This is a genomic window from Streptomyces sp. Act143 (genome assembly GCF_003143935.1).
In the GTDB taxonomy this organism is placed as follows: domain Bacteria; phylum Actinomycetota; class Actinomycetes; order Streptomycetales; family Streptomycetaceae; genus Streptomyces.
In genome coordinates this window covers 6,726,137-6,749,895 of sequence record NZ_QFRX01000001.1, presented here as the reverse complement: position 1 = coordinate 6,749,895, position 23,759 = coordinate 6,726,137, and the positions used below count along the sequence as shown (strand labels likewise).

The following is a 23,759-nucleotide window of genomic DNA, read 5'->3' as shown; positions in this document are numbered from 1 at the left end:
TCACATGGTGCTCAGGGCACGAATGTAGCGCACACGAGGCTGACGTGTTTGCCGTGTGTCACTTGTGGACATTTTCGATCTCTATGTCGATGGCCGGAATCCATCCTTCGACGGGCCGATTGAGCCACCCCTGCGCCGCCGACAACTCGGCCGCCGCGCGCCGAAGAGCGTCGAAACCGGGGTGCACCAGCCCCTTCCGCCACACCAGGGACACAGGCGACAGGGGCACGGGATCGACCAGCGGGCGCAGCACCGTCGACGGCATGGCCGGAAAGTCCACCACGGCGAGAATCGGGTTCCGTGTCTTGGCCATGATCCTTTGGAACTCCTCGTGACCGACGGCCATCGGCGCGGGTGACGCCACCTCGATCCCGCGTCCCTCGAACAGGCGGCGCGCGAGGTCGGTCCACTCGGGTGTACGGGGATTCCCGGCTCCCGCGTACACCTCCTCGCCGGCCAGCTCGCCCAGTGGCACGGCCTCCAGCGCCGCCAGCCGGTGGTCCTCGGGCAGCACGACCGCCATGGGTTCGAGGCGGACGAGCTGGTGGTCCAGGCCCGACCGCAGGGCCGGGTCCAGGCCGGCGAACCGGCCGAAGGAGGCGTCGAGGCGCCCGCCGAGGATCTCACCGGCCGCGCCGGTCAGACCGCTCTCATAGCGGGCCATCAGCTCGTGCTCGGGGGCGAGTTCACGGGCCCGCAGCAGCACCCGGCCACCGGTGCCGAGCCCCGGCGAGTTGACGTCGACGAGCAGCGGCCGGGCCTGTCCGAAGGCCGCGATCAGCTCGTCCTGCGCCGCGAGCACCCGCCGGGCGTGCGGCACCAGCCGCTCCCCGTCGCCGGTCAGCGTCACCTGCCGGGTGGTCCGTACGAAGAGCTCGGCGCCCAGCTCCCGCTCCAGCCGCCGTACGTCACGGCTGAGCGCCTGCTGGGCGACGTACAGCCGGGCCGCGGCGCGGGTGAAGTGGAGCTCCTCGGCGACGGCGAGGAAGGCGCGCAGCAGGCGGGGGTCGAGATGGGTCGGGGCGGGCATCCGGTGAACCTACAACGGCGACGGCGATTGACAACAGAGGTGCGTCAATCGCCGCGCGGCAGGTGTTGGACCGCGCGCTCCCCCACGGGCGACCGTTGATCCATGCCGCAGCCGACCCCGCGCCCCGCCCCCCTGTTCACCACCACCGGCGAGACGCTGGTCATCGCCGACTTCACCCCGCGCCCGCCCCGCCCGCCCCGCGCACCCGGCCCGTACCGCCGGCTCTTCACCCGCCCCGGCACCCGCGCCTTCACCGTCGGCAACCTGCTGGCCCGGCTGCCCATGGGCATGTTCAGCGTGAGCGCGGTCATCATGATCGCCGGGACCCGCGGGTCGTACGCCCTCGCCGGCGCCGTCTCCGCGACCGGCCTGGCGGCGACGGCCCTGCTGGCCCCCTTCACCGCGCGGCTCGTCGACCGGCACGGGCAGGCCCGCGTCGCCGTACCGGCCACGCTCCTCGCCGCTCTCGGCTCGCTCGCGCTGCTGCTCTGCGTGCGGTACGACGCCCCGGCCTGGACCTTGTTCGCCGCGTACGCCGCCACCGCCACGACCCCCAACATCGGCGGCATGTCCCGGGCCCGCTGGGCGCATCTGCTCAAGGGCGACGCCGAGGCGCTGCACACCGCGAACTCCTTCGAGCAGGCCGCCGACGAGCTGTGCTTCATGCTGGGCCCGGTGCTCGCGGCCCTGCTGTGCGGCACGCTCTTCCCGGAGGCGGGCACGCTGGTCGGGGCCGGGCTGCTGGTGACGGGGATGCTGCTGTTCACAGCCCAGCGCAGGACCGAGCCGCCGGTCGTGCGGCACGGTCAGGCGAAGGCACCGCTGCGGGCGCCGGGGATGCCCCCGCTGCTCCTGGCCTGCCTGGCGACGGGCGCGGTGTTCGGCTCGATGGAGGTCGTCACGATCGCGTTCGCGGACGCGCGCGGGCATGCGTCGGCGGCCGGTGCCGTCCTCGGTCTGCAGGCGGCGGGCTCGTGCGGGGCGGGTCTGGTGTACGGCGCGCTCCGGCTGGGCGGCCGGGCCGAGGACCGCCACCCGTGGTGCCTGGCCGCGATGACCGCGCTGCTGACGCTGCCGCTGCTGGCGGCGGGTGCCGCCGGTTCCCTCCTGCTGCTGTCCGGAGCCCTGCTGATCGCCGGGATGGCGACAGCTCCGACGATGGTCACCACCATGACCCTGGTCCAGGAACGCACCCCCGCGGGCCGCCTCAACGAGGGCATGACCCTCGCAGTGACGGGCCTGCTGGGCGGCATAGCAGGGGGCAGCGCGGTGGGCGGCTGGGTCACGGAACACAGCTCGGCGACAGCCGGATACGGCGTGCCGGTCACGGCAGCGGCCCTGGCGTTGCTGATCTCGCTCACTGCGACGCCCCCGCGGGGGCGCGGGGAGCCGCGCGGCCGGTCACGAGGGCGCCGCACCGGAAAGACCGCGGTCACCCCCGCGGCCTGATCCTCGCCCTTGCCGGACCTTCCGCCATCAACGTCACGCCCGCCCCCACCCGCACCGCCCCCGCCGCGTCCTCGAACGCGAAGTCCCGGAGCAGCACCGCCAGCCCCAGCACCGACTCCAGCATCGACAGGTGCTGCCCGATACAGGCCCGCGGGCCGCCGCCGAAGGGGAACCAGGCGTACCGCGGCCGCTCGGCCTCCGCCTCGGGCGTGAACCGGTCCGGGTCGAAGCGATCCGGCTCGGACCAGTACGCGGGATGCCGGTGGGTGACCCAGGGGCAGACGATCACGTCGGCGCCGGCCGGTATGCGGACGCCGTCGATGTCCGCGCCGGCCACGGCGCGGCGGCCGATCACGGGCGCGGAGGGATACAACCGCATCGCCTCCTTGAGCACCCTGGTGAGCCGCGGCAGCGCCTGCATGTCCGCCGCGGTGGGCGCCCGGCCACCGCCCAGCACGCCGTCGACCTCCTCCTGCACGCGCCGCTGCTCCTCCGGGTGCCGGGCCAGGAGGTGCAGGGTGAAGGCGAGCGCCGTGGCGGTCGTCTCATGGCCGGCCACCAGGAAGATCAGGACCTGTTCGCGGAGTTCGGCGGCGTCGAGGCGGCCGTCCTCGGCGTTCTCGGCGTGCACGAGGAGACTGGCGAGGTCCGCCGAGGCACCCGAGCCGTCCCGGCGGCTGTCGACGATCTCGTCGCACAGGGCGAACAGCTCGCCCTGGAGGCGGGCGGCGCGGCGGTTGGCCGGGGTGGGCCAGGCGCGGGGCGGCTTGACCGGGGAGAGGCCGCGGTTGAGGGAGTAGCCCTGGAGCGGCGGCAGGGTGCGCCGGACGACGTCGAATGCCTTCTCCATGTCCGTGCCGAACAGGATGCGGCCGACCATGCGCAGCGCGAACCGGTGCATCTCGTCGACCAGTTCGACGGTTCCGCCGTGCCGCGCGCGCCACTCCGCGGCCAGTGTCCCGGCCTCCGCGGCCACCTGTGCCGCGTACCCGTCCACCCGGCGCCGCGTGAACAACGGCTGCACCAGCCTGCGTTGCCGCAGATACGTCTCGTCCTGGCTGGTGAGCAGCCCGTTGCCGATGGACTGCCGCAGCTCCTCGTAGAAAACGTTGTCCTTGCGGAAGTTCGCGGCCTGCCCGGCCAGTACCTGCTGCGCTCCCTCCGCCGAGAAGACGGCGTAAATATCCGCCCGCAGCCCGGGCGGCCCGGCCCGGAAGCGCACCACGTCACCGTGGTCGCGGCGGGCCCGCTCATACGTGCCGAGCGGGTCGTTGAGCAGGTCGTTCATCGAACCCAGTAACGGGTTCGCGGTCACGATCGGCGCCTCGCGCACCCTTGCCGTCATCGTCATGTCGTCTTCCGCTCCCGTCGATCGCGGTCCCGGCAATTCTCGCGCGATCCATTGACTCGTCCACAGCCCGCGCATACCTTCCATCGTCGAAGCGCTTCGACATAAATCGTCGAAACGATTCGACATGTGAGAACGACCCGCGAACCATCCGGCTCCGACTCCCCTGGAGGCACGGGATGTTGACGACACGAAGGCGTGTGGTGGCGACGGCGGTACTGACCGCCGGAGCACTGCTCCTGACCTCCTGCGGGGACTCCGGCAGCGGGTCCTCAGGAGACGGCAAGACACTCAAGCTCTGGCACTACGAGGGCCCGAACAGCGCGATGGGCCAGGCCTGGAACGAAGCGATCAAGGAGTTCAAGGCCAAGCACCCTGGTGTGAAGGTGGAGTTCGAGGAGAAGGGCTTCGAACAGATCCAGAAGACCGCCCCGATGGTCCTCAACTCCTCCGACGCCCCTGACGTCATGGAGTACCTCAAGGGCAACGCGTCCGCCGGCCTGCTGTCCAAGCAGGGGCTGCTCACCGACCTCACCGCGGAGGCCACCAAGCGCGGCTGGGACAAGAAGCTCAGCGCGAGCGTCCGCACCACCAGCGTGTACGACACCAACGGGATCATGGGCTCCGGCAAGTGGTACGGCGTGCCCAACTACGCCGAGTACACGATGGTGTACTACAACAAGGACCTCTTCAAGAAGTACGGGATCGCCGTACCGAAGACGTTCGACGAACTGACCGCCGCGATGGACAAGTTCGTCCAGCACAAGATCACCCCGCTGGCCAACGCCGGCGCCGAGTACCCGGCCCAGCAGTACCTCTACCAGCTCGCCCTGTCGAAGGCCGACCGCGCCTGGGTCGACTCCTACCAGCTCTACAAGGGCAAGACCGACTTCCACGGCCCCGCCTGGACCTACGCCGCCGAGACCTTCGCCGACTGGGTGAAGAAGGGCTACATCGCCAAGACCTCCAGCAGCACCAAGGCCGAGGACGCGGGCGTCTCCTTCATCCAGGGCAAGTCGCCGATCTTCTTCTCCGGCAGCTGGTGGTACGGCCGGTTCGTCGACGAGGTGAAGTTCGACTGGGACACCTTCCTGTGGCCCGGCACAAACCTCAGCCCCGGCTCCGGCGGCAACATCTGGGTCGTCCCCAAGGGCGCCAAGAACAAGGAGCTCGCCTACGACTTCATCGACATCACCATGTCGAAGAAGATCCAGAACCTGCTCGGCAACAAGGGCGGTGTCCCGGTCGCGGCCGACGCGAGCGCCATCACCGAACCGAAGGCGAAGGAGCTCATCGACAACTTCAACACGCTCTCCCAGCGTGACGGCCTGGCCTTCTACCCGGACTGGCCGGTGCCCGGCTACTACGACGTCCTGGTCTCCCAGACGCAGAAGCTGATCACCGACAGCGAGAAGCCGGACGGCTATCTGGACGCCCTCCAGGACGCCTACGACAAGGGCGCGCCGAAGCAATGACGGTGACCGTCGAGAAGCGCGGGGTGACCGGCAAGGCGGCACCGGCCGGTCGCCCCCGCCGCCCCCGCGACTCCTACGCCCTGTTCCTGCTGCCCGGTGTCCTCGCCTTCCTGGCCGTGATCATCGCCCCGTTCCTGATGAACACGTACGTCGGCTTCACCGACTGGCAGGGCGTGGGCTCCCCCAGCTGGACCGGGCTCGCCAACTACCGCGAGCTGATGGACGACTCCGAGTTCTGGGCGTCGTTCCGGCACAGCCTGTTCATGGTCGTCGCGATGGCGGCCGTGCCGACGGCGGTCGGACTGGTCCTGGCCGCCGCGCTGTTCGACTACATCGGCAAGCACTTCGGCTCGAAGGTCGTGGCCGTCCTGCGCGCGTGCTTCTACCTTCCGCAGGTGCTGCCGATCGCGGTCGCGGGCATCGTGTGGAGCTGGATCCTCGCCCCCGACAACGGCTCGCTCAACGCACTGCTCAAGGCCATCGGCCTCGGGTCCTGGCAGCAGGACTGGCTCGGCGACCCCGACATCGCGCTCTACAGCGTGATGGGCGTGATGGTGTGGGTGCAGATCGGCTTCCCGCTGGTCGTCTTCATGGCCGGACTCCAGCGCGTGGACCCGCAGTTGCACGAGGCGGCCGAGCTGGACGGGGCCGGCTGGTGGCGGCGCTTCTGGCACGTCACGCTGCCGCAGATCCGCCCGGAGATCTACGTCGTGCTGACCTGGTGCACGGTCGCCGCGCTGAAGGTGTTCGGGGCGGTGTACGTCCTGACCAAGGGCGGCCCGGGCGGGGCGACGAACGTCCCCTCCTACTTCTCCTTCACCACGTTCTTCGAGAAGACACAGGTCGGCTACGGCGCCGCGATCTCCACCGTGCTCACGGTGATCATCCTGGCGCTCTCCCTGATCGGCCTGAAACTCCAGACCCGCGCGGAGGAGAGAGCATGAGCACCGCGCTCCGGCGTTACCCCGTCCTCATCGCCCTGTGCGTCGCCGCCCTGTTCATGATCGTGCCGTTCCTGATCGTCACGCTCAACGCCTTCAAGTCCCCGGCGGAGTACAGCCAGAACGGCCCGCTGAGCCTCCCCGACGGCTTCTACGTCGACGGCCTGAAGGATTTCTGGGAGCGCGTCGACTACAGCCAGAAGCTGTTCAACTCCCTGCTGATCAGCGGCTTCGTCGCGATCCTGGCCGTGGCCTTGTCGGTCCTCAACGCGTACGCGATCGGCATCGGCCGCGTCAAGGGCCGCACCTGGGTCCTCGCCTTCTTCGTGCTGGCGAACCTGCTGCCGCAGGAGGCGCTGGTCTACCCGATCTACTACCTGAGCAAGGAGGCCGGCCTCTACGACACGAGGCTGAGCGTGATCATCGTGTTCACCGTCATCCAGGCGGCGTTCGGCACGTATCTGCTCTCCTCCGTGCTGGGCGAGTTCCCCCGCGAGATCATCGAGGCGGCCCGGATCGACGGCGCGAACAAGTGGCAGATCCTGTGGCGGATCGTCGTCCCGGTCAGCCGCCCGACCCTCGGCGTGCTGGCGGTGTTCTTCTTCATCTGGACCTGGAACGAGTTCCTGCTCCCCCTGGTCATGCTGATCTCCAACGACAACCAGACGGTGTCGGTGGCCCTCGGCGTCCTCCAGGGCCAGCGTCTGATGGACGCCACCATGACCAACGCGGCGGCCCTGCTCGGCGTGCTGCCCGCGATCGTGTTCTTCCTCCTCTTCCAGCGCACGCTCACCCGCGGCATCGCCGTGGGAGCCGTGAAGTAAGGACACCCCCACATGAAGTTCACCGACGGCTACTGGCTGCTGCGCGAGGGCGTCACCGCGGCCCACCCGGTCGAGGTCCTCGACGTCACCGCCGCCGAGAGCGCGCTGGAGATCCACGCGCCCACGCAGCCCATCCGCCACCGCGGCGACCTGCTGAAGGGACCGGTCGTGACGATCAGCGCCCACTCCCCGATGCCCGACGTCATCGGCCTCACCTTCACCCACTTCGAGGGCGAACAGCCGCGCGGCCCCCAGTTCGAGGTGACGAAGGACGAGTCCGGGGTGCACACCGAGTACGACGAGGAGCACGCCACCCTCACCTCCGGCGCCCTGTCGGTCCGGGTGGCCCGCACGGGCCCCTGGCACGTCGACTTCCTGGCCCAGGGCCGCACGCTCACCTCCAGCGGCACCAAGGGCATGGGCATCATGCGCGACGCGGACGGCGCCCACTACCTGCGCGAGCAGCTCAACCTCGGCGTCGGCACCTCCGTCTACGGCCTCGGTGAACGCTTCGGCCCGCTCGTCAAGAACGGCCAGGTCGTCGACATCTGGAACGCCGACGGCGGCACGGCCACCGAACAGGCCTACAAGAACGTGCCGTTCTACCTCACCGACGCGGGCTACGGCGTCTTCGTCGACCACCCGGGCAAGGTCTCCTTCGAGGTCGGCTCGGAGACGGTCTCGAGGGTCCAGTTCAGCGCCGAGACCCAGCAGTTGACGTACTACGTCATCTACGGCCCGGAGCCGAAGGACGTCCTCCGCAAGTACACCGCCCTCACCGGCCGCCCGGCGCTGCCGCCCGCCTGGTCGTTCGGGCTGTGGCTGTCGACGTCCTTCACGACGTCGTACGACGAGGAGACGGTGACGTCGTTCATCGAGGGCATGCGGGAGCGCGAACTGCCGCTGTCCGTCTTCCACTTCGACTGCTTCTGGATGCGCGAGTTCAACTGGTGCGACTTCCAGTGGGACCCGCGGGTCTTCCCCGACCCGGCGGGCATGCTGTCCCGGCTGCACGACCGGGACCTGCGGGTCAGCGTCTGGATCAATCCGTACATCGCCCAGCGCTCCCCGCTGTTCGCGGAGGGCAAGGCGCTCGGGCATCTGCTGAAGCGGCCCGACGGCAGCGTGTGGCAGTGGGACCTGTGGCAACCGGGCATGGCGCTGGTCGACTTCACCTCCCCGGCCGCCCGCGACTGGTACGCGGGCAAGCTGGAGGCGCTGCTCGCGCAGGGCGTGGACTGCTTCAAGACGGACTTCGGCGAGCGGGTGCCGACGGACGTGGCCTGGGCCGACGGCTCGGACCCCGAGCGGATGCACAACTACTACACGTACCTCTACAACCGCACGGTCTTCGACGTGCTGCGCAAGCACCGGGGCGAGGAGGAGGCGGTCGTCTTCGCCCGCTCGGCGACGGCCGGCAGCCAGAAGTTCCCGGTGCACTGGGGCGGCGACTGCGAGGCGACGTACGAGTCGATGGCCGAGTCGCTCCGCGGCGGCCTCTCCCTCGGGCTGTCCGGCTTCGGCTTCTGGAGCCACGACATCGGCGGCTTCGAGGGCACGCCGAGCCCCGCCCTGTTCAAACGGTGGCTGGCCTTCGGCCTGCTGTCCTCGCACAGCCGGCTGCACGGCAGCTCCTCCTACCGGGTGCCGTGGCTCTTCGACGAGGAGTCGGTGGACGTCCTGCGGCACTTCACCCGCCTCAAGCTCGGCCTCATGCCCTACCTCTACGAGGCCGCCCGCACCGCCCACGCCGAGGGCACCCCCGTCATGCGGGCCATGGTCCTGGAGTTCCCGGACGACCCCGGGTGCGCGCACCTGGAGCGGCAGTACATGCTCGGGCCCGACCTGCTGGTGGCGCCCGTGTTCTCCGACGACGGGGAGGTGGCGTACTACGTGCCCGAGGGCACCTGGACCCACTACGTGACCGGCGAGACGGTGACCGGGCCGCGCTGGGTGAAGGAGCGGCACGACTTCATGAGCGTGCCGCTGCTGGTCCGGCCGGGCGCGGTCGTCCCGGTGGGCGCGGTGGCCGACCGGCCCGACTACGACCACGCCGACGGGGTGACCCTGCGGGCCTACGGACTGGAGCGGGGCGCGCAGGTGACGGTGCGGGTCGGGGAGGCCGCCTTCACCGTCGTACGCGAAGGGGACACCCTGCGGGCATCGTGCGCCGACCCGAAGGCGCCGTGGGGGCTGGCCGCCGGGGAGCGCACCGCGCGGGCCGCGGCGGGCACCGGCTTCCTCTCGCTGGAGCTGGACTGATGGTGAAGATCACCGATGTGGCCCGGCACGCGGGCGTCTCCCCCAGCACCGTGTCCTACGCCCTCAGCGGCAAGCGCCCCATCTCCGAGGAGACCCGGCAGCGCGTCGAGGCGTCCATCCGCGAGCTCGGCTACCGCCCGCACGCGGGCGCCCGCGCCCTGGCCAGCAGCAGATCCAATGTGCTGGCCCTCGTCGTGCCCTTACGGACCGGCATCCACGTCCCGGTCGTCATGCAGTTCGCGGTGTCGGTGGTGACCACGGCCCGGCGCCACGACCACGACGTGCTGCTCCTCACCCAGGAGGAGGGCGAGGACGGGCTGCGGCGGGTCGCCGACACCGCGCTGGTGGACGCGTTCGTCGTCATGGACGTCCAACTCGACGACCCCCGGCTGCCGTTGCTGCGCTCCCTGGACCGCCCCTCGGTGATGATCGGCTTCCCCGCCGACGCCGACGGCCTCACCTGCATCGACCTCGACTTCGCGGCGGCCGGCGAGGCGTGCGTGGAGCATCTGGCCCGGCTCGGGCACCGGGTGGTGGCCCTCGTCGGCTCACCTCCCGAGGTCTACGTCCGCCAGACCGCGTTCGCCCAGCGGGTGGTCCAGGGCTTCACCGCCGCCGCGGACCGGGGCCGCCTCGCCTCCTCCGTCCACCCCTGCGAGGCCACACCCGCCGCCGCCCGCGAGGTCGCCGAGCAACTGCTGCGCGAGCACCCCGCGTTGACGGGAATCGTCGTCCACAACGAGGCGGTCCTGGAACCGCTCGTCGACGCCTTCGAGCAGCTCGGCCTGCGGGTCCCCGCCGATCTGTCGATCACCGCGATCTGCCCCGACGAACTCGCCGCGAACCTCCGCGTCCCCGTCACCTCGGTCGCCCTGCCCTCCGCCGAGGTGGGGGAACGGGCCGTGGAGCTGCTGATACGCAAGCTCGACGCCAAGACCGTGCCCGAGGCCACGCTGCTGCCGCCGCGGATGACGGAACGCGCGAGCACCGCCCCGCGCAACACGCCCTGAGATGACCCCTGTTGATGCAAGGCCCTATCTGAAGGAGCCGATCGATGAGAGGCAGCAAGAGACGTAGATCCACGCTCGCGGTGGCGCTGGCCCTGGTGGCGGGCCTCGCCGCCGCCCTCCCCGCGCACGCCGAAGACCCCGCGTACCCCTTCCGCGACCCGTCCCTCTCCGTGGACCGGCGCGTCGACGACCTCCTCGACCGCCTCACCCTCGACGAGAAGATCTCCCTGCTGCACCAGTACCAGGCGGCGGTCCCCCGCCTCGGCATCCAGTCCTTCCGCACCGGCACCGAGGCCCTGCACGGCGTCGCCTGGCTCGGCGAGACCACCGTCTTCCCGCAGGCCATAGGGCTGGCCTCCAGCTGGGACCCGGCCCTGATGGAGCAGGTCGGCTCGGCGGTCGGCGACGAGGCCCGCGGCTTCCAGCAGGAACGCCCCGCCGGCTGGGGCCTCAACCTGTGGGCGCCGGTGGTGAACCTGCTCCGCGACCCCCGCTGGGGCCGCAACGAGGAGGGCTACAGCGAGGACCCCGCACTGACCGGCGCGCTGTCGACGGCGTACGGCGAGGGCCTGACCGGCGGCGACCCGGACCACCTCAAGACGGCCCCCACCATCAAGCACTACCTCGCCAACAACAACGAGTGGCACCGCACCACGACCTCCTCCGACCTGCGCCCGCGGGTGGCGAAGGAGTACGACGAGGCGGCGTTCAAGCCCGCGATCGAGGCGGACGCGGCGACGGGTGTGATGTCGTCCTACAACCTCGTCAACGGCCGCCCCAACACGGTCAGTCCGGACCTGGACGAGGTCGTGCGCACGTGGTCCTCCTACGACCTCCTCAACGTCACCGACGCCTTCGCACCGGGCAACCTCCACGGCGACCAGCAGTACTACCCGAACGTGACCGAGGGAGACGCGGCGGCGATCAAGGCCGGCATCGACAGCTTCACGGACAACGACGCGGACTCCTCGGTGACGACCGGCGCCGTCAAGTCGGCGCTGGCACAGGGCCTGCTGAAGGAAGCGGACGTGGACGAGGCCGCCGGGCACATCCTGTCCGTCCGCGTCCGGCTCGGCGAGTTCGACCCGGGCGGCGGCAGGTACGGCGCGATCGACAAGTCCGTCATCAACAGCCCGGCCCACCAGCGGCTGGCGCGCACGGCGGCGACCGAGGGCGCGGTGCTGCTCAAGAACCAGGCGGGCGCGCTGCCGCTGAAGAAGTCGCAGAAGAACGTGGCCGTCGTCGGCCCCCTCGCCGACACCCTCTACACCGACTGGTACTCCGGCACCCTCCCCTACGCCGTCACCCCGGCCGAGGGCATCGCGGCCAAGCTCGGCACCGACGTCGCGACCAGCGAGGGCGTCGACCGCATCGCCCTGAAGAACACGGCGACCGGCAAGTACATCACCACCGGCGGCGCCCTGCTGAAGGAGAGCGCCCAGACCCCCACCGCACCGACCCAGTTCGACGTCTTCGACTGGGGCGGGGGCGTGGTCGCCCTGCGCTCGGCGGTCAACGGCAAGTACGTCGGCTACAACTGGTCCGGGTTCGCCGACGACCAGACCCAGCCGGGCGGCTGGTACGTCCAGCAGCAGTTCAAGCTGGAGCGGCAGCCCGACGGCGGCTACCTGCTGCGCTACGCGGGCTACGAGACCGAGGAGTCCTGGTGGAGCAACCCGGTCTACGTCGGCCCGACCGGCGCCGACGGCACGCTCGGCCTGGTGCCCAAGGAGCAGGCAGCCCACTACACCAAGGACGTCGTCCGCGACGGCACCGAGGCGGCCGTGGCCGCCGTCCGGGGCAAGGACGCGGCGGTCGTGGTCGTCGGCTCCAACCCGTCGATCAACGGCCGTGAGGCCCACGACCGCACCGACATGGGGCTGGCCCCGGCGCAGGAGGCCCTGGTCAGGGCGGTCCGCAAGGCCAACCCGCACACGGTCGTGGTGGTCGAGAACAGCTACCCGACCACGCTCGGCTCGGTGCAGCAGGACATCCCGGCCCTCCTGTGGACCTCCCACGCGGGCCAGGAGACCGGCAACGCCCTGGCGGACCTGCTGTACGGCGACGCCAACCCCTCCGGCCGCCTCACCCAGACCTGGTACCGCGCCGAGTCCGACCTCCCCTCGATCCTCGACTACGACATCATCAAGTCCGACCGCACCTACCAGTACTTCAAGGGCGAGGCCCTCTACCCCTTCGGCCACGGCCTGTCCTACACGTCGTTCCGCTACGGCCAGTTGAGGAGGACCGGCAGCGGCTACGAGGTGAAGGTCACCAACACCGGCAGCCGCGCGGGCGACGAGGTCGTCCAGCTCTACGTCCACCAGCGCGTCTCCCGCGACAAGCAGCCGCTGAAGCAGCTCAAGGCCTTCCAGCGGGTCGCGCTGAAGCCGGGCGAGACGAGGACGGTCCGGTTGAAGCTGTCGGCGAAGGACCTCGCCCACTGGGACGTCACCCGTTCCAAGTGGGTGACGGAGAAGGGCACGTACGACATCCTGGCCGGCGCCTCCTCCGCGGACATCCGCACCCGCACCACCTGGCAGGTGGCCGGCGAGACCATCCCGGCCCGCGATCTGACCCGTACGACCCGCGCCGAGAACTTCGACGACTACAACGGCACCCGCCTCGTCGACGAGTCCAAGGAGCGCGGTACGGCGGTGTCGGCGGCGTCCGAGGGGGCGTGGCTGAAGTTCGCGGACTCCCGGCTCGAGTCGCGGGCGACCACGTTCACCGCACGGGTGGCCGGACCGTCCGGCACGGTCGAGATACGGCTCGGCTCCCCGACCGGCACCCTCGTCGGCACGGCGGCCTTCGACGGCACCGCGTCGCCGTACACCTACGAGACGGTGACCGCCGACCTGTCCCGGGCGGCGAGGGGCCGTACCGATGTGTATCTGGTGCTCAAGGGGGAGGGGCTGCGCCTGTCGACGTTCAGCCTGGCCTGACCTGACCCGATTCCGCGGAATCGTCCAACTCCCAGGGGCCCACGCCCAGTTCGCCCGTCGTCCCGAGGTCCAGCTCCGGTGTCACCGTCACCGGGGCGGCGTCGGGCTTCGGGCGGACGCGCACGTACGGGGCGTTCACCGGGTCGCCCGCCTGGGTGGTGTTGCGCCAGGCCAGCGTCGTGCGGGCGGCCTGGCCCGGCCGCAGGGCGAGGGGGCGCGGGCTGCCGCCACCACCCGCGGCGGGGCTGATCCCGTCGGTGCCCCGCAGGATGCGCACGCCGTCGGGCCGCTCGTGGTCCTCGTCGAGGATCTCGAGCCCGGGGTATCCGTTGAGCTCGTAGGTGTCGGTGCCGCAGTTGACCAGGTGCAGGCCGACCACCCGCAGCCCCATGGCGGCGTCGCCCTGATCGGCGTACACGTGCACCCCGGACGCCGGGCAGGGGCCCGAGGCGGACGGCGCCTCGGCGGCGGGCACACTGCGCACCTTGATCACCCGCACGCCCGTCACCTCGGGCGGGTGCGCGGCCGTCATTGTCCTCATGGCCACGACGTCCTTGACGGTGGCCCCGGGCGCGACCGCCTCGACGGTCCGCGCGACGTTGTCGACCGAGCCGCCGGACGCGGCGAGGAATCCGAAGGTGACCGTGTAAGTCGCCTTCCGGGTCCCCTGGTTGGTGAGCTCGAAGGCGGCGGACCAGTCGGCGCTCGCGCACTTGCTCCCCGCCCCCCAGGCATACAGGCCGGTGATCCTCACGCCGTTGTCACCGGGCCCGCTGACGGAGGGCACCGGAAGCGGCGTCGGCGTACCGGACGGGGTCACGGCCGGTGCGGCGGACGCCGGCGTCGCGCCGTACTGCGCGTAGTCTCCCGGACACAACGACTCGGCACTGACCGGCCCGTCGACGGCGGCGTCTTCCTGCCCGGCCCGCTCGGAACCGCACGCGGCGAGCAGCAGGACACTGGCGACGGCGGCGGGCACGGCCCGCGAGGCGGTAGGCATCCGCCCACCTCACCAGCGGCCGGTCCGGCCGGCAGTGGCGGAAGCCACACTTCCGGTCACAGCGGTGTCACAGGTCCCGCTGGACGAAGCCGTCGACCTGGCTCACATGGAACTCGCCGTACCCGAACCGCTCCCCGAGCGCCAGCAGTCGCGCGTAGCGCTCCTCGCTCAAGGGCACCGCCATCGCCACCAGGGCCCGCAGGAACAACCGGAAGCCCAGGTCGGGGTCCACCTCGGCCACCACCTCCTCCAGGGCCCGCACCACGGCCGCGCCGGGCACGGGGTGCCACATCGGCTGCACGCTCCGGTCCGCCAACTCGGGTGCGAGATCCCGCAGTTCCCGCAGCACCTCGGCCACCGGCCCCGGCGGCGCGGGCGGGGCGCCGGCCCGGTGACCCGGGGCGACCTCCCGCAGGTGCTCCCGGCAGACGTCGGCGACCAGCTCCAGCCAGTGCCGTACGTCGATGCTGAACCGGTCGATCCGGTAGCCGCCGTCGCACGCCGCCAGCCACAGCGTGCCGAGCGTGTCGGGGGACAGCGGCGAGCCGAGCAGCCGTGTGACGTCCGCCAGCAGGAGGGCGGCCGCGCTGCCCGGCGTCTGGCCGACGCCGTCGGAGTCGGCCGCCAGCCGGACGGTCTCCCGCGCCGTGCGGTCGTGCCAGTCCCCGGCGAACCGCTCGGCGAGGGCGGACAGGCCGAAGTCCCAGGCGCTGTCGCGGCGGTCGACGTCCAGGGGCGGCCAGTCGACGTCGAGGCCGTCGGTGATCACCGCGAAGCAGTACTCGAAGGTGTCGCCGAGCGCGACGAACCGGTCGTGGCACGCCTTGTCCACCCGCACCGAGTGCGCCTTCAGGGTCCGCAGCAGCAGCCGGAGGCCCAGATCCGCCCCGGCCTCGGCGACCGCCGACCGCAGTGCCCCGACCGCGCCCGGCACCGGCACCGCCCGTGCGAGGTCCGCCGCGAGCAGATCGATCTCGGCGAGCACGGCGGCGCGCAGCTCCGCCTCCACCAGCACGGGACGGGGGTAGAAGTAGGGCGTGACGGCGCTGATGTACGTGCCGCCCTGCGGGCGCTTCTTGGGCGCCGGCGGCGGATACGCCTCGGACCAGGCGGTCAGCCAGGACCGTACGGTCCCGCCCGGTCCGGCCGGATCGAACCGCCCCCGGTCGGCGGCCAGCCACAGCGTCCGGATCACCGGCTCCGGCAGCCCCGACGCCAGCAGGCTCCGGGCGTCCACCCCGATCTGCTCGTCCCCGTCGGCACCGCCGCCCGGCAACGGCACGGACACCGGCTCACGCTCCGGCCGCCCGGCGAGTCCGCTGAGCCCGAAATCCGCGTCGTACATGACGTAGTACGGCTCGTCCGGCCGCGTCATCGTCCCCCGCCCTCTTCCGCCGTACGGCATGTCCCAGTAGGGCATGACAAAGCCCCGCCGCTCGGGAGCGACGGGGCTTGGCCCACATGGGAATTGTGGAGATGGCGGGAATCGAACCCGCGTCCAACGGTGCGGAATCAGGACTTCTCCGTGTGCAGTCTGGTACGAGTTTCTCGGCCCTCCGGATCACCCAGACAAGTCCGGAACGGGCCCAGTCACTGTTTGATTTCCCTCTTCACCCCGTGACCGGGATCAAGGTTTAGTCCCCTAGCTGATGCCAGGATCCGGGTCGGGAACAGCCCCGGGCTGACACTCCCTTAAGTAAGGGGCAGTTGCCTAGTTACCTGAGATCAGGCAGCGAGGGCGAACTGCGTCGCCTTGGGAGAATCGCTCTTGATAGTGGCGATTATTTTTTTCGGCCTGTGGTTTACGAGATCATGGCCGCTTCCTCGACACGCTTCCCCTGCTTCGACATCCGCTGTCGAAACCGATCATCCCCATGTTGTTTTTTCAATGTGCGCACCGGTGGTGGCCGGTGCTGGTTCCATCGTACGTGACCAACGCACGCCGATGCCACCGTATTCCCGGGGGCTTCCCCCTGGTGGCCGCCCTGCTGGAGCCCTACTGGCCGCGCTGCCGCCGCTTGGCCGCCGCGATCGCCCGGTCCGACTCCCGCCGGTCCTGCTTCTCCCGCAGGGTCTGGCGCTTGTCGTACTCCTTCTTGCCGCGCGCGAGCGCGATCTCGGCCTTCGCCCGGCCGTCCTTGAAGTACACGGCGAGGGGCACGATCGTGTGACCCGTCTCCTGGGACTTGGACTCCAGCTTGTCGATCTCCTCGCGGTGCAGCAGCAGCTTGCGCTTGCGGCGCGCGGAGTGGTTGGTCCAGGTGCCCTGGGCGTACTCGGGGATGTGGGCGTTGTGCAGCCAGGCCTCGCCGCCGTCGATCTGGACGAAGCCGTCGGTCAGGGAGGTCCGCCCCTGGCGCAGCGACTTCACCTCGGTGCCGGTCAGCACGATGCCGGCCTCGTAGGTGTCGATGATCGCGTAGTCGTGCCGGGCCTTCTTGTTCTGGGCGACGATCTTCTTCTTGCCGCCCTTCTCGCCGTCCCTGCCCTTGGCGGCCGCCCCGCCCTGCTTGGGCTGGGACTCCTTCGGTACGTACATTCCCTTGCTCATAGTGCCGTCCATTTTCGCACTACGCGGGGGGTGTGAGGGAAGTCGTTTACCGCTCGGGACGAGGGTCGGCTACGACTCGGGGCCAAGACCGCTGAGGACCGTCTCCGCCCGCTCGATGACCTGCTGGTCGGCTTCCAGGTCCGGGGTGATGCCCTTGCCGTCGACGCCCCGCCCCGAGGGGGTGCGGTAGTGGCCGACGGTCAGCTCCGCGACCGACCCGTCGGGCAGCCGGCTCGGCATCTGCACCGAGCCCTTGCCGAAGGTCCGGGAGCCCACGACCACGGCCCGCCCCCGGTCCTGCAACGCGCCGGTGAGCAGCTCGGCCGCGCTCATCGTGCCGCCGTCGACGAGCGCGACCAGGGGTCTGGTGGTGTCGCCGCCGGGGTCGGCGTGCAGGACGCGCTGCTCGCCGTCGACGTCGTAGGTGGCGACGAGGCCGCCGTCGAGGAAGGCGGAGGCGGCGGTGACGGCCTCGGTGACGAGCCCACCGGAGTTGCCGCGCAGGTCGAGGACGATCCCGGAACCGGCGGGGGCCTGCCGTACGGCGGTGCGTACGTCGTCCCCCGCGCCCTTGGTGAAGGAGTCGATCCTGATGACGGTGGTGCCGTCGGCGAGCCTTCGGACGGTGACCGAGTCGGTGGACAGCCGCGCGCGGCGCAACGTGAGGCTCCACGCGCGCGTGCCGCGCTCCAGGCCGAGGGTGACGGCGGTTCCGGCGTCCGCGTCCTCGGCGTCGCCGCGCAGCAAGGAGACGACCTCGGTGACGGGCCGCCCGTCGACGTCGGCCCCGTCGACACTGCGCAGCAGGTCCCCGGCGCGGATTCCGGCCCCGGCGGCGGGCGATCCGGCCCGCACCCTGGTCACCTCGATCCGCCCGTCGCGCTCCCGCCGCGCCCACAGCCCGACACCGGTGTACTCGCCGTCGAGGGCCTCCTCGAACTCCTCGTACTCCCCGCGGGAGTACACGGCCCCCCAGCGGTCCCCGCTGCGGCTGACGGCCCGCTCGGCGGCCTCCATGGGCGACTTGCCGGAGGCCATGGCCTCCTCGGCGGCCTTCGCGACCTCCTCGTGGTGTCCGGCGGGCGCGGCCGAACGGGCCGCGTCGGGCGTGGATTTCCGGTCGGGCCCCGGCAGCGACCCCGTCGCCGCCCCCGCGACCAGCACACTCGCGAACACCAACGTCAGAGCCGCCCCGCGGCCGATACGGCGGGGCTGACAGAACAGGTCACGGCCTGACATGCGGGTGAGTCTAGGACAACAGAAAGGGCCGCACGGTCGGTTGACCGGACGGCCCTCTTGGCATGTGTCACACCTTCAGGTACTTGCGCAGGGCGAAGAACGCCGCCAGGGCCGGCATCAGCAGGCTGGTCGCCAGGATGAGCGGCAGCTTCGTCAGTACGGCGTCCCAGCCGATGAAGTTGATCAGGTTCAGCTTCTCGGACAGGGCCAGGCCGTGGTCGATGATGAAGTAGCGCGAGACCACCAGGAAGGCGCAGGCGACGCCGCCGCCGATGAGACCGGCGACCGCGGCCTCCATGATGAACGGCGCCTGGATGTAGAAGCCCGAGGCGCCGACCAGGCGCATGATGCCGGTCTCGCGCCGCCGGCTGAAGGCGGAGACGCGCACGGTGTTGACGATCAGCATCAGCGCGACGACGAGCATCAGCGCCATGACCGCGCGCGCGGCCCAGTTCATGCCGTTCAGCAGGCCGAAGAGGTTGTCGAGGATGCCCTTCTGGTCCTGCACCGACTGCACGCCGTCCCGGCCGTCGAAGGCGGTCGCGACGACCTGGTACTTCTCCGGGTCCTTGAGCTTGATCCGGTACGACTCCTGCATCTGGTCCGGCGTGAGGGAGGCGGCCAGCGGGGAGTCGCCGAACTGCTCCTTGTAGTGCTTGTACGCCTGGTCCTGGGACTCGTACGTGACCTTCTCGACGACCGACATCTTGTCCAGGTCGGCGAGGATCTGCTTCTTCTGGTCGTCGGTGACCGCGCCCTTGGCGCAGTTGGGGTCGGACTCGGCGTCGCTCTTGTTGCAGAGGAAGACCGAGACGTTGACCTTGTCGTACCAGTAGCCCTTCATGGTGCTGACCTGGTCGCTCATGAGCAGCGAGGCACCGAAGAGGGCCAGCGACAGGGCGACGGAGACGATGACGGCGAACGTCATCGTCAGGTTGCGGCGGAGACCGACACCGATCTCGGAGAGTACGAACTGGGCGCGCATGGCGGGTAGATCAGGCCTTTCCGTGGACGGTCGCGGTCAGTGCTGGTAGCCGTAGACGCCGCGCGCCTGGTCTCGGACGAGGCGGCCCTGTTCCAGCTCGATGACGCGCTTGCGCATCTGGTCCACGATGTTCTGGTCGTGCGTCGCCATCACCACGGTCGTGCCCGTCCGGTTGATCCGGTCGAGCAGCTTCATGATGCCGACGGAGGTCTGCGGGTCCAGGTTGCCCGTGGGCTCGTCGCAGATCAGCAGCTTGGGCCGGTTGACGAAGGCCCGCGCGATGGCCACGCGCTGCTGCTCACCACCGGACAGTTCGCCCGGCATCCGCTCCTCCTTGCCGCCGAGCCCGACGAGGTCGAGCACCTGCGGCACGGACTTGCGGATCTCGCCCTTGGACTTGCCGATGACCTCCTGCGCGAAGGCCACGTTCTCCGCGACCGTCTTGTTCGGCAGCAGGCGGAAGTCCTGGAAGACCGTCCCCAGCTGGCGCCGGATCTGCGGCACCTTCCAGTTGGAGACGCGCGCGAGGTCCTTGCCCAGGACGTGCACCTGGCCGTGGCTGCACCGCTCCTCGCGGAGGATCAGCCGCAGGAAGGTGGACTTCCCGGAGCCGGAGGACCCGACGAGGAAGACGAACTCGCCCTTCTCCACTTCCAGGGAGACATCCCTGAGTGCGGGCCGGGTCTGCTTGGGGTAGACCTTGGAGACGTTGTCGAATCGGATCACGGATGCACCACGGGTCGCCGGGGGTAGATGAGCGTGACCATACGCGACCGGGGTGCGCGAGCGCAGGCACCGGTTGCGGTTGCGTGCTGGATGTGCCTTTTGTGTACCTGCCCAGGGGGTCCTCTCCGGGAGCGCCGAGCCGATTCCGGGGGAACCTGGCACAGTGGAGGGGGAACGTTCTGCGGCCCGGGAGCGTTCTGTGGAGAGAACCGGTATGAGGAGGGCGAGCGCATGACGTACGACCGGCTGGTGTGCGCGAACTGCGCGGCGCCCGTCAATGAGGGCCGCTGCCCCGTGTGCCGCGCCAACCGCGAGCGACTCTCGCAGGAGAACCCGTTCGCGCAGCTCAACCCCATGACGCTGATCGCCCTGCTCGCGGTACTGATCGCGGCGGTGGCACTGCTGGCGCACCAGACCGCCTAGCGCCGGTACGGAAACGCCCGAGAGGCCCGGAGCGACTGCTCGCTCCGGGCCTCTCGTCGTACGTCACGCACACGCCCCGTGGGCGTGTGGTCACCGTCAGGCGGCAGCGCCGCCGCGGCCGCCCATGAGGCGCGGCAGGACACGGAAGCCGATGCCACCGGCGATCATCGTGGCGGCACCCACGAGCAGGAAGGTGGTCTGCGCGGCACCGGTCTCGGCGAGCTCGCCGCCGCCGCCCTGGGCGGAGGTGTCGGAGCCGGTGTCGGTGAGGGCGGAGGAGCCCTCCTCCTGCGCGGAGGCGTCGGAGCCGCCGTCGGGGTCGGCGTTGTTGCCGCCGGTCCCGTTGCCGTTTCCGTTGCCGTTGCCGTTTCCGTTGCCGTTGCCGCCGCCGTTGTTGCCGTCGTCGGTCGGCTCCGCGGTCGGCTCGTCCGTCGGGTCCTCGGTCGGCTCCTCGGTGGGCTCGGTGGGCTCCTCCGTCGGCTCCTCGGTGATCGGCGGCTCTTCGGTGGCCGGGTCCGTCGGCAGCTCGGTGGCCGGGTCCGTCGGCAGCTCGGTGGCGGGATCGGTGGGCTCGTCGTCGCCGAGGCCGGTGTCGACGTTGACGCCGACGCCGCTCTCGTCCACGTTCACGCCGATGTCCAGCGCGGAAGCGGCGCCGGCGGCGGTCAGCGAGGCCCCGGCCGCGATCACGGCACCGGCGGCTATGCGCGCGATCCGGATCCGCGTCTTCTTGGTCATATGGTTGCTACCCCCAGTAGCTCATCGTCAGTGAGGCGGCGCTCGGGGCCGTGATCAACGGGGGGTGGCGGTACTCGACTCTCCCCCGGTTCACATGCGCCCCAGAGATACGCATGCCACGCTTTACCCTTCCCATTTTTCAAAGCAACGTCAAGGCCGTTGCGTACGCGATGTCCAGGTACGGGTTCTTTGCCGGGGGTTGGAGCCTGTGAGTGTGATGTAAAACCCAGACATCCGGCCACACAAAAGGCAACTGCCGCCACTGGGGCGGCAGTTGCCTTGTCGACAAATCCCTGTCGGTCTCTGTCGGTTACTTCTCCTGCTGCTTGCGCCAGCGAATTCCGGCTTCGAGGAACCCGTCGATCTCGCCGTCGAGCACGGCCTGCGGGTTGCCGACCTCGAATTCCGTCCGCAGGTCCTTGACCATCTGGTACGGGTGCAGGACGTAGGAACGCATCTGGTTGCCCCAGGAACTGCCGCCGTCCTTGAGGGCGTCCATCTTGGCCCGCTCCTCCTGGCGCTGCCGCTCCAGCAGCTTCGCCTGGAGGACGTTCATGGCCGTGGCCTTGTTCTGGATCTGCGAGCGCTCGTTCTGACAGGAGACGACGATCCCGGTCGGCAGGTGCGTGATGCGCACGGCCGAGTCGGTCGTGTTGACGCCCTGGCCGCCGGGGCCGGAGGACCGGTAGACGTCGATGCGCAGGTCCGACTCGTCGATGTCGATGTGGTCGGTCTGCTCGACGACCGGGAGCACCTCGACACCCGCGAAGGACGTCTGCCGGCGCCCCTGGTTGTCGAAGGGCGAGATCCGGACCAGCCGGTGGGTGCCCTGCTCGACGGAGAGCTGGCCGTAGGCGTACGGCACCTGCACGGCGAAGGTGGTCGACTTGATGCCGGCCTCTTCGGCGTACGACGTCTCGTAGACCTCGGTCTTGTAGCCGTGCCGCTCGGCCCAGCGCAGGTACATGCGCTGGAGCTGCTCGGCGAAGTCGGCGGCGTCGACGCCACCAGCCTCGGCGCGGATGTTGACGAGCGCCTCACGGGCGTCGTACTCACCGCTGAGGAGGGTGCGGACCTCCATCTCGTCCAGCGCCTTCTTCACGGAGGCCAGCTCGGACTCCGCCTCGGCACGGGTGTCCGGGTCGTCCTCCTCCTCGGCCATCTCGAAGAGCACGGCGAGATCGTCGATCCGTCCGCGCAGGGCCTCGGCCTTCCGCACCTCCGCCTGGAGGTGGGACAGCTTGCTGGTGATCTTCTGCGCCTCGTCCGGGTTGTCCCACAGGGACGGCGCGGCCGCCTGCTCCTCGAGCACGGCGATGTCTGCCCTCAGCTTGTCGAGGTCCAGAACGGCCTCGATCGACTCCATGGTCGAGGAGAGGGACTTGAGCTCTTCGGATACATCGACGACTGCCACGCCTCCAGCGTAACGGCTCCGCAGAGTGGGGGGTGCGCGTCCCCGGGGGCTCCGTCCTCCCCCGGGACGGTCACGGGGACGCCGGTGCCGAGCTGGACGAGTCCGAGGGCGTCGCCCCGTCGTCGGACGTCGCCGCCCACACCCCCACCCCGGCCGCCGCCGCCAACGCCACCGCCGCCGCCCCCAACGCCACCTTCCGGCGCCGCGCGGCCACCCGGTTGCGGGCGGAACCCGGACGCGGGGCACCCGAGGCGCGCGGCACCCGCGCCGTCCCCCGCGCACCGCCCGCCAGCTCGTCCGGCGCCGGCACCCTCATCGACGTGTGCGTGTCCCGGTTGGAGTCGGCCGGCTTCGCCCCCGGCACCAGCGGCACCGCTCCCCGCCGCACCGGCGCGGCGGAAGCGGGCGCCGGCTCGGCCGGGAGGGCGGTCTCCTCGTCGTCCTCCGCCTCCGCGTCCGGCTCGTCCACGTCCAGCGGCGGCATCCCGGCCAGCATCGGCAGCAGCTCCCGCAGCCGCGCCCCCAGCTCGGAGGCGCGCAGCCGGGAGGCCGGTGCCTTGGCGAGACACTGCACGATCAGCTGCCACAGCTCGTCGGGGATGCCGGGCAGAGGCGCCACCGTCTCCGTGACGTGGCGGCGCAGCACCGCGCCCGGGTGGCCGCCGCCGAAGGGCGTGAAGCCCGCGAGCAGCTCGTACAGCACCGTCGCCAGCGCGTAGATGTCGACCGCCGCGCGCGGCGGCAGGCCCTCGACGATCTCCGGCGCCAGATAGTCCGGCGTGCCGATGATCTTCGTGGCCCGGGTCCGGCGCGGAGTGTCGATGAGCTTGGCGACCCCGAAGTCGGTGAGCAGCGCGCGGTGCGAGCCGCCGGGGCCCAGCGGGCCCTGCATGTCGAGGAGCACGTTCTCCGGCTTGACGTCCCGGTGCACGACGCCCGCCGCGTGCGCGGCCGCGAGCCCGTCGGCGACGTCGGCGACGATCGCCACCGCGGCCTCGGGCGCGAGGCGCCGGTCGCGGTCGAGGCGGGTGCGCAGATCGGTGCCGCGGACCAGGTCCATGACCAGGGCCAGGTCGTTGCCGTCGACGACCAGGTCGCGGACCGAGACGACGTTGGGGTGCTCCAGGCCGAGCAGCGCCGTGCGCTCCTGCACGAACCGTCCGACGAGCTCCTCGTCGGAGGCGAGGTCCTCGCGCAGCAGCTTGATGGCGACGGGCCCCTCGGGCCCCTCGCCCAGCCACACCGTGCCGGCGCTGCCCCGCCCGAGGATCTGGTGGGCGGTGTACCGGCTGCCGATCTTCCGTGCCAAGGCTGCTCCTACAGACGCGTGTTGGCGATAAAACTACGCGTCCGACGAGCCGACCTTCACCACGGAGGCGGAAATCACCCGCCAGGTGTC

At 70.7% G+C, this 23,759-nt stretch carries 19 protein-coding genes and 1 other RNA gene; 8 read left to right on the top strand and 12 right to left on the bottom strand.

Annotation, left to right across the window (positions count from 1 at the left end; all coding sequences use genetic code 11):
• Positions 1-58 precede the first annotated feature (58 nt).
• Positions 59-1,030, bottom strand: a complete 972-nt coding sequence (locus DI272_RS30885) for a LysR family transcriptional regulator (RefSeq protein WP_109498468.1) — start codon at positions 1,028-1,030, stop codon at positions 59-61.
• Between the two features lie 102 nt (positions 1,031-1,132).
• Between DI272_RS30885 and DI272_RS30880 the strand changes: the two genes are divergently transcribed.
• Positions 1,133-2,479, top strand: a complete 1,347-nt coding sequence (locus DI272_RS30880; protein ID WP_109498467.1) for an MFS transporter — start codon at positions 1,133-1,135, stop codon at positions 2,477-2,479.
• On the opposite strand, the gene DI272_RS30875 is transcribed toward DI272_RS30880, so the two are convergent.
• Positions 2,463-3,830: a cytochrome P450 gene (locus tag DI272_RS30875; protein ID WP_109498466.1), complete on the bottom strand. Its 1,368-nt coding sequence runs from the start codon at positions 3,828-3,830 to the stop codon at positions 2,463-2,465. The two genes, DI272_RS30880 and DI272_RS30875, sit on opposite strands and share 17 nt — an antisense overlap.
• A gap of 176 nt (positions 3,831-4,006) precedes the next feature.
• Between DI272_RS30875 and DI272_RS30870 the strand changes: the two genes are divergently transcribed.
• The 6 genes from DI272_RS30870 to DI272_RS30845 are packed head-to-tail and all read left to right on the top strand — an operon-like array spanning position 4,007 to position 13,284.
• A complete protein-coding gene (locus DI272_RS30870; protein WP_181387369.1) occupies positions 4,007-5,302 on the top strand; it encodes an extracellular solute-binding protein in 1,296 nt (431 codons plus the stop codon).
• Positions 5,299-6,246, top strand: a complete 948-nt coding sequence (locus DI272_RS30865; RefSeq protein ID WP_109498465.1) for a carbohydrate ABC transporter permease — start codon at positions 5,299-5,301, stop codon at positions 6,244-6,246. The genes DI272_RS30870 and DI272_RS30865 overlap by 4 nt, the downstream gene beginning before the upstream one ends.
• A complete protein-coding gene (locus DI272_RS30860; RefSeq protein ID WP_109498464.1) occupies positions 6,243-7,067 on the top strand; it encodes a carbohydrate ABC transporter permease in 825 nt (274 codons plus the stop codon). The genes DI272_RS30865 and DI272_RS30860 overlap by 4 nt, the downstream gene beginning before the upstream one ends.
• A gap of 12 nt (positions 7,068-7,079) precedes the next feature.
• Positions 7,080-9,329: an alpha-xylosidase gene (gene yicI / locus DI272_RS30855; protein ID WP_109498463.1), complete on the top strand. Its 2,250-nt coding sequence runs from the start codon at positions 7,080-7,082 to the stop codon at positions 9,327-9,329.
• The gene (locus DI272_RS30850; RefSeq protein ID WP_181387368.1) at positions 9,329-10,339 is read left to right on the top strand and encodes a LacI family DNA-binding transcriptional regulator; all 1,011 of its coding nucleotides are present in this window, start codon (positions 9,329-9,331) and stop codon (positions 10,337-10,339) included. The genes yicI and DI272_RS30850 overlap by 1 nt, the downstream gene beginning before the upstream one ends.
• Before the next feature lie 44 nt (positions 10,340-10,383).
• Positions 10,384-13,284 (top strand): glycoside hydrolase family 3 protein, encoded by a 2,901-nt coding sequence (locus DI272_RS30845; protein WP_109498462.1) that lies wholly within the window; start codon positions 10,384-10,386, stop codon positions 13,282-13,284.
• On the opposite strand, the gene DI272_RS30840 is transcribed toward DI272_RS30845, so the two are convergent.
• The 7 genes from DI272_RS30840 to ftsE all read right to left on the bottom strand — a co-directional run bounded on the left by DI272_RS30840 (position 13,271) and on the right by ftsE (position 19,785).
• A complete protein-coding gene (locus DI272_RS30840; protein WP_109498461.1) occupies positions 13,271-14,284 on the bottom strand; it encodes a DUF4232 domain-containing protein in 1,014 nt (337 codons plus the stop codon). The genes DI272_RS30845 and DI272_RS30840 overlap by 14 nt on opposite strands.
• A gap of 67 nt (positions 14,285-14,351) precedes the next feature.
• On the bottom strand, positions 14,352-15,659 hold the full coding sequence (locus DI272_RS30835) for a hypothetical protein (protein WP_109498460.1): 1,308 nt from the start codon (positions 15,657-15,659) through the stop codon (positions 14,352-14,354).
• 93 nt (positions 15,660-15,752) lie between these two features.
• Positions 15,753-16,158, bottom strand: a transfer-messenger RNA (tmRNA) gene (gene ssrA / locus DI272_RS30830).
• A gap of 122 nt (positions 16,159-16,280) precedes the next feature.
• Positions 16,281-16,823, bottom strand: coding sequence for an SsrA-binding protein SmpB (smpB, locus tag DI272_RS30825; RefSeq protein ID WP_109498459.1), 543 nt, complete (start codon positions 16,821-16,823; stop codon positions 16,281-16,283).
• Positions 16,824-16,904: 81 nt separating this feature from the next.
• Positions 16,905-18,074, bottom strand: coding sequence for a S41 family peptidase (locus tag DI272_RS30820; protein ID WP_109498458.1), 1,170 nt, complete (start codon positions 18,072-18,074; stop codon positions 16,905-16,907).
• A gap of 67 nt (positions 18,075-18,141) precedes the next feature.
• Positions 18,142-19,059 (bottom strand): permease-like cell division protein FtsX, encoded by a 918-nt coding sequence (ftsX, locus tag DI272_RS30815; RefSeq protein ID WP_059192142.1) that lies wholly within the window; start codon positions 19,057-19,059, stop codon positions 18,142-18,144.
• Between the two features lie 36 nt (positions 19,060-19,095).
• Positions 19,096-19,785: a cell division ATP-binding protein FtsE gene (gene ftsE / locus DI272_RS30810; protein ID WP_059192143.1), complete on the bottom strand. Its 690-nt coding sequence runs from the start codon at positions 19,783-19,785 to the stop codon at positions 19,096-19,098.
• Between the two features lie 231 nt (positions 19,786-20,016).
• On the opposite strand from ftsE, the gene DI272_RS30805 reads away from it, so the two are divergent.
• The gene (locus DI272_RS30805; protein WP_059192144.1) at positions 20,017-20,208 is read left to right on the top strand and encodes a hypothetical protein; all 192 of its coding nucleotides are present in this window, start codon (positions 20,017-20,019) and stop codon (positions 20,206-20,208) included.
• Between the two features lie 96 nt (positions 20,209-20,304).
• On the opposite strand, the gene DI272_RS30800 is transcribed toward DI272_RS30805, so the two are convergent.
• From DI272_RS30800 to DI272_RS30790, 3 genes are all read right to left on the bottom strand, one after another.
• A complete protein-coding gene (locus DI272_RS30800; RefSeq protein WP_109498457.1) occupies positions 20,305-20,946 on the bottom strand; it encodes a hypothetical protein in 642 nt (213 codons plus the stop codon).
• A gap of 310 nt (positions 20,947-21,256) precedes the next feature.
• A complete protein-coding gene (gene prfB / locus DI272_RS30795) occupies positions 21,257-22,360 on the bottom strand; it encodes a peptide chain release factor 2 (RefSeq protein WP_109498456.1) in 1,104 nt (367 codons plus the stop codon).
• A 70-nt stretch (positions 22,361-22,430) separates the two neighbouring features.
• Positions 22,431-23,669 (bottom strand): serine/threonine-protein kinase, encoded by a 1,239-nt coding sequence (locus tag DI272_RS30790; protein WP_109498455.1) that lies wholly within the window; start codon positions 23,667-23,669, stop codon positions 22,431-22,433.
• Positions 23,670-23,759 lie beyond the last annotated feature (90 nt).

Coding starts and splice junctions, on each gene's coding strand:
- DI272_RS30885 (WP_109498468.1), bottom strand. CDS start 1,030: ATGCCCGCCCCGACCCATCTCGACCCCCGCCTGCTGCGCGCCTTCCTC.
- DI272_RS30875 (WP_109498466.1), bottom strand. CDS start 3,830: ATGACGATGACGGCAAGGGTGCGCGAGGCGCCGATCGTGACCGCGAAC.
- DI272_RS30860 (WP_109498464.1), top strand. CDS start 6,243: ATGAGCACCGCGCTCCGGCGTTACCCCGTCCTCATCGCCCTGTGCGTC.
- DI272_RS30835 (WP_109498460.1), bottom strand. CDS start 15,659: ATGACGCGGCCGGACGAGCCGTACTACGTCATGTACGACGCGGATTTC.
- DI272_RS30800 (WP_109498457.1), bottom strand. CDS start 20,946: ATGACCAAGAAGACGCGGATCCGGATCGCGCGCATAGCCGCCGGTGCC.
- DI272_RS30880 (WP_109498467.1), top strand. CDS start 1,133: ATGCCGCAGCCGACCCCGCGCCCCGCCCCCCTGTTCACCACCACCGGC.
- DI272_RS30845 (WP_109498462.1), top strand. CDS start 10,384: ATGAGAGGCAGCAAGAGACGTAGATCCACGCTCGCGGTGGCGCTGGCC.
- DI272_RS30850 (WP_181387368.1), top strand. CDS start 9,329: ATGGTGAAGATCACCGATGTGGCCCGGCACGCGGGCGTCTCCCCCAGC.
- DI272_RS30805 (WP_059192144.1), top strand. CDS start 20,017: ATGACGTACGACCGGCTGGTGTGCGCGAACTGCGCGGCGCCCGTCAAT.
- DI272_RS30820 (WP_109498458.1), bottom strand. CDS start 18,074: ATGTCAGGCCGTGACCTGTTCTGTCAGCCCCGCCGTATCGGCCGCGGG.
- smpB (WP_109498459.1), bottom strand. CDS start 16,823: ATGTACGTACCGAAGGAGTCCCAGCCCAAGCAGGGCGGGGCGGCCGCC.
- DI272_RS30870 (WP_181387369.1), top strand. CDS start 4,007: ATGTTGACGACACGAAGGCGTGTGGTGGCGACGGCGGTACTGACCGCC.
- ftsX (WP_059192142.1), bottom strand. CDS start 19,059: ATGCGCGCCCAGTTCGTACTCTCCGAGATCGGTGTCGGTCTCCGCCGC.
- yicI (WP_109498463.1), top strand. CDS start 7,080: ATGAAGTTCACCGACGGCTACTGGCTGCTGCGCGAGGGCGTCACCGCG.
- DI272_RS30840 (WP_109498461.1), bottom strand. CDS start 14,284: ATGCCTACCGCCTCGCGGGCCGTGCCCGCCGCCGTCGCCAGTGTCCTG.
- DI272_RS30865 (WP_109498465.1), top strand. CDS start 5,299: ATGACGGTGACCGTCGAGAAGCGCGGGGTGACCGGCAAGGCGGCACCG.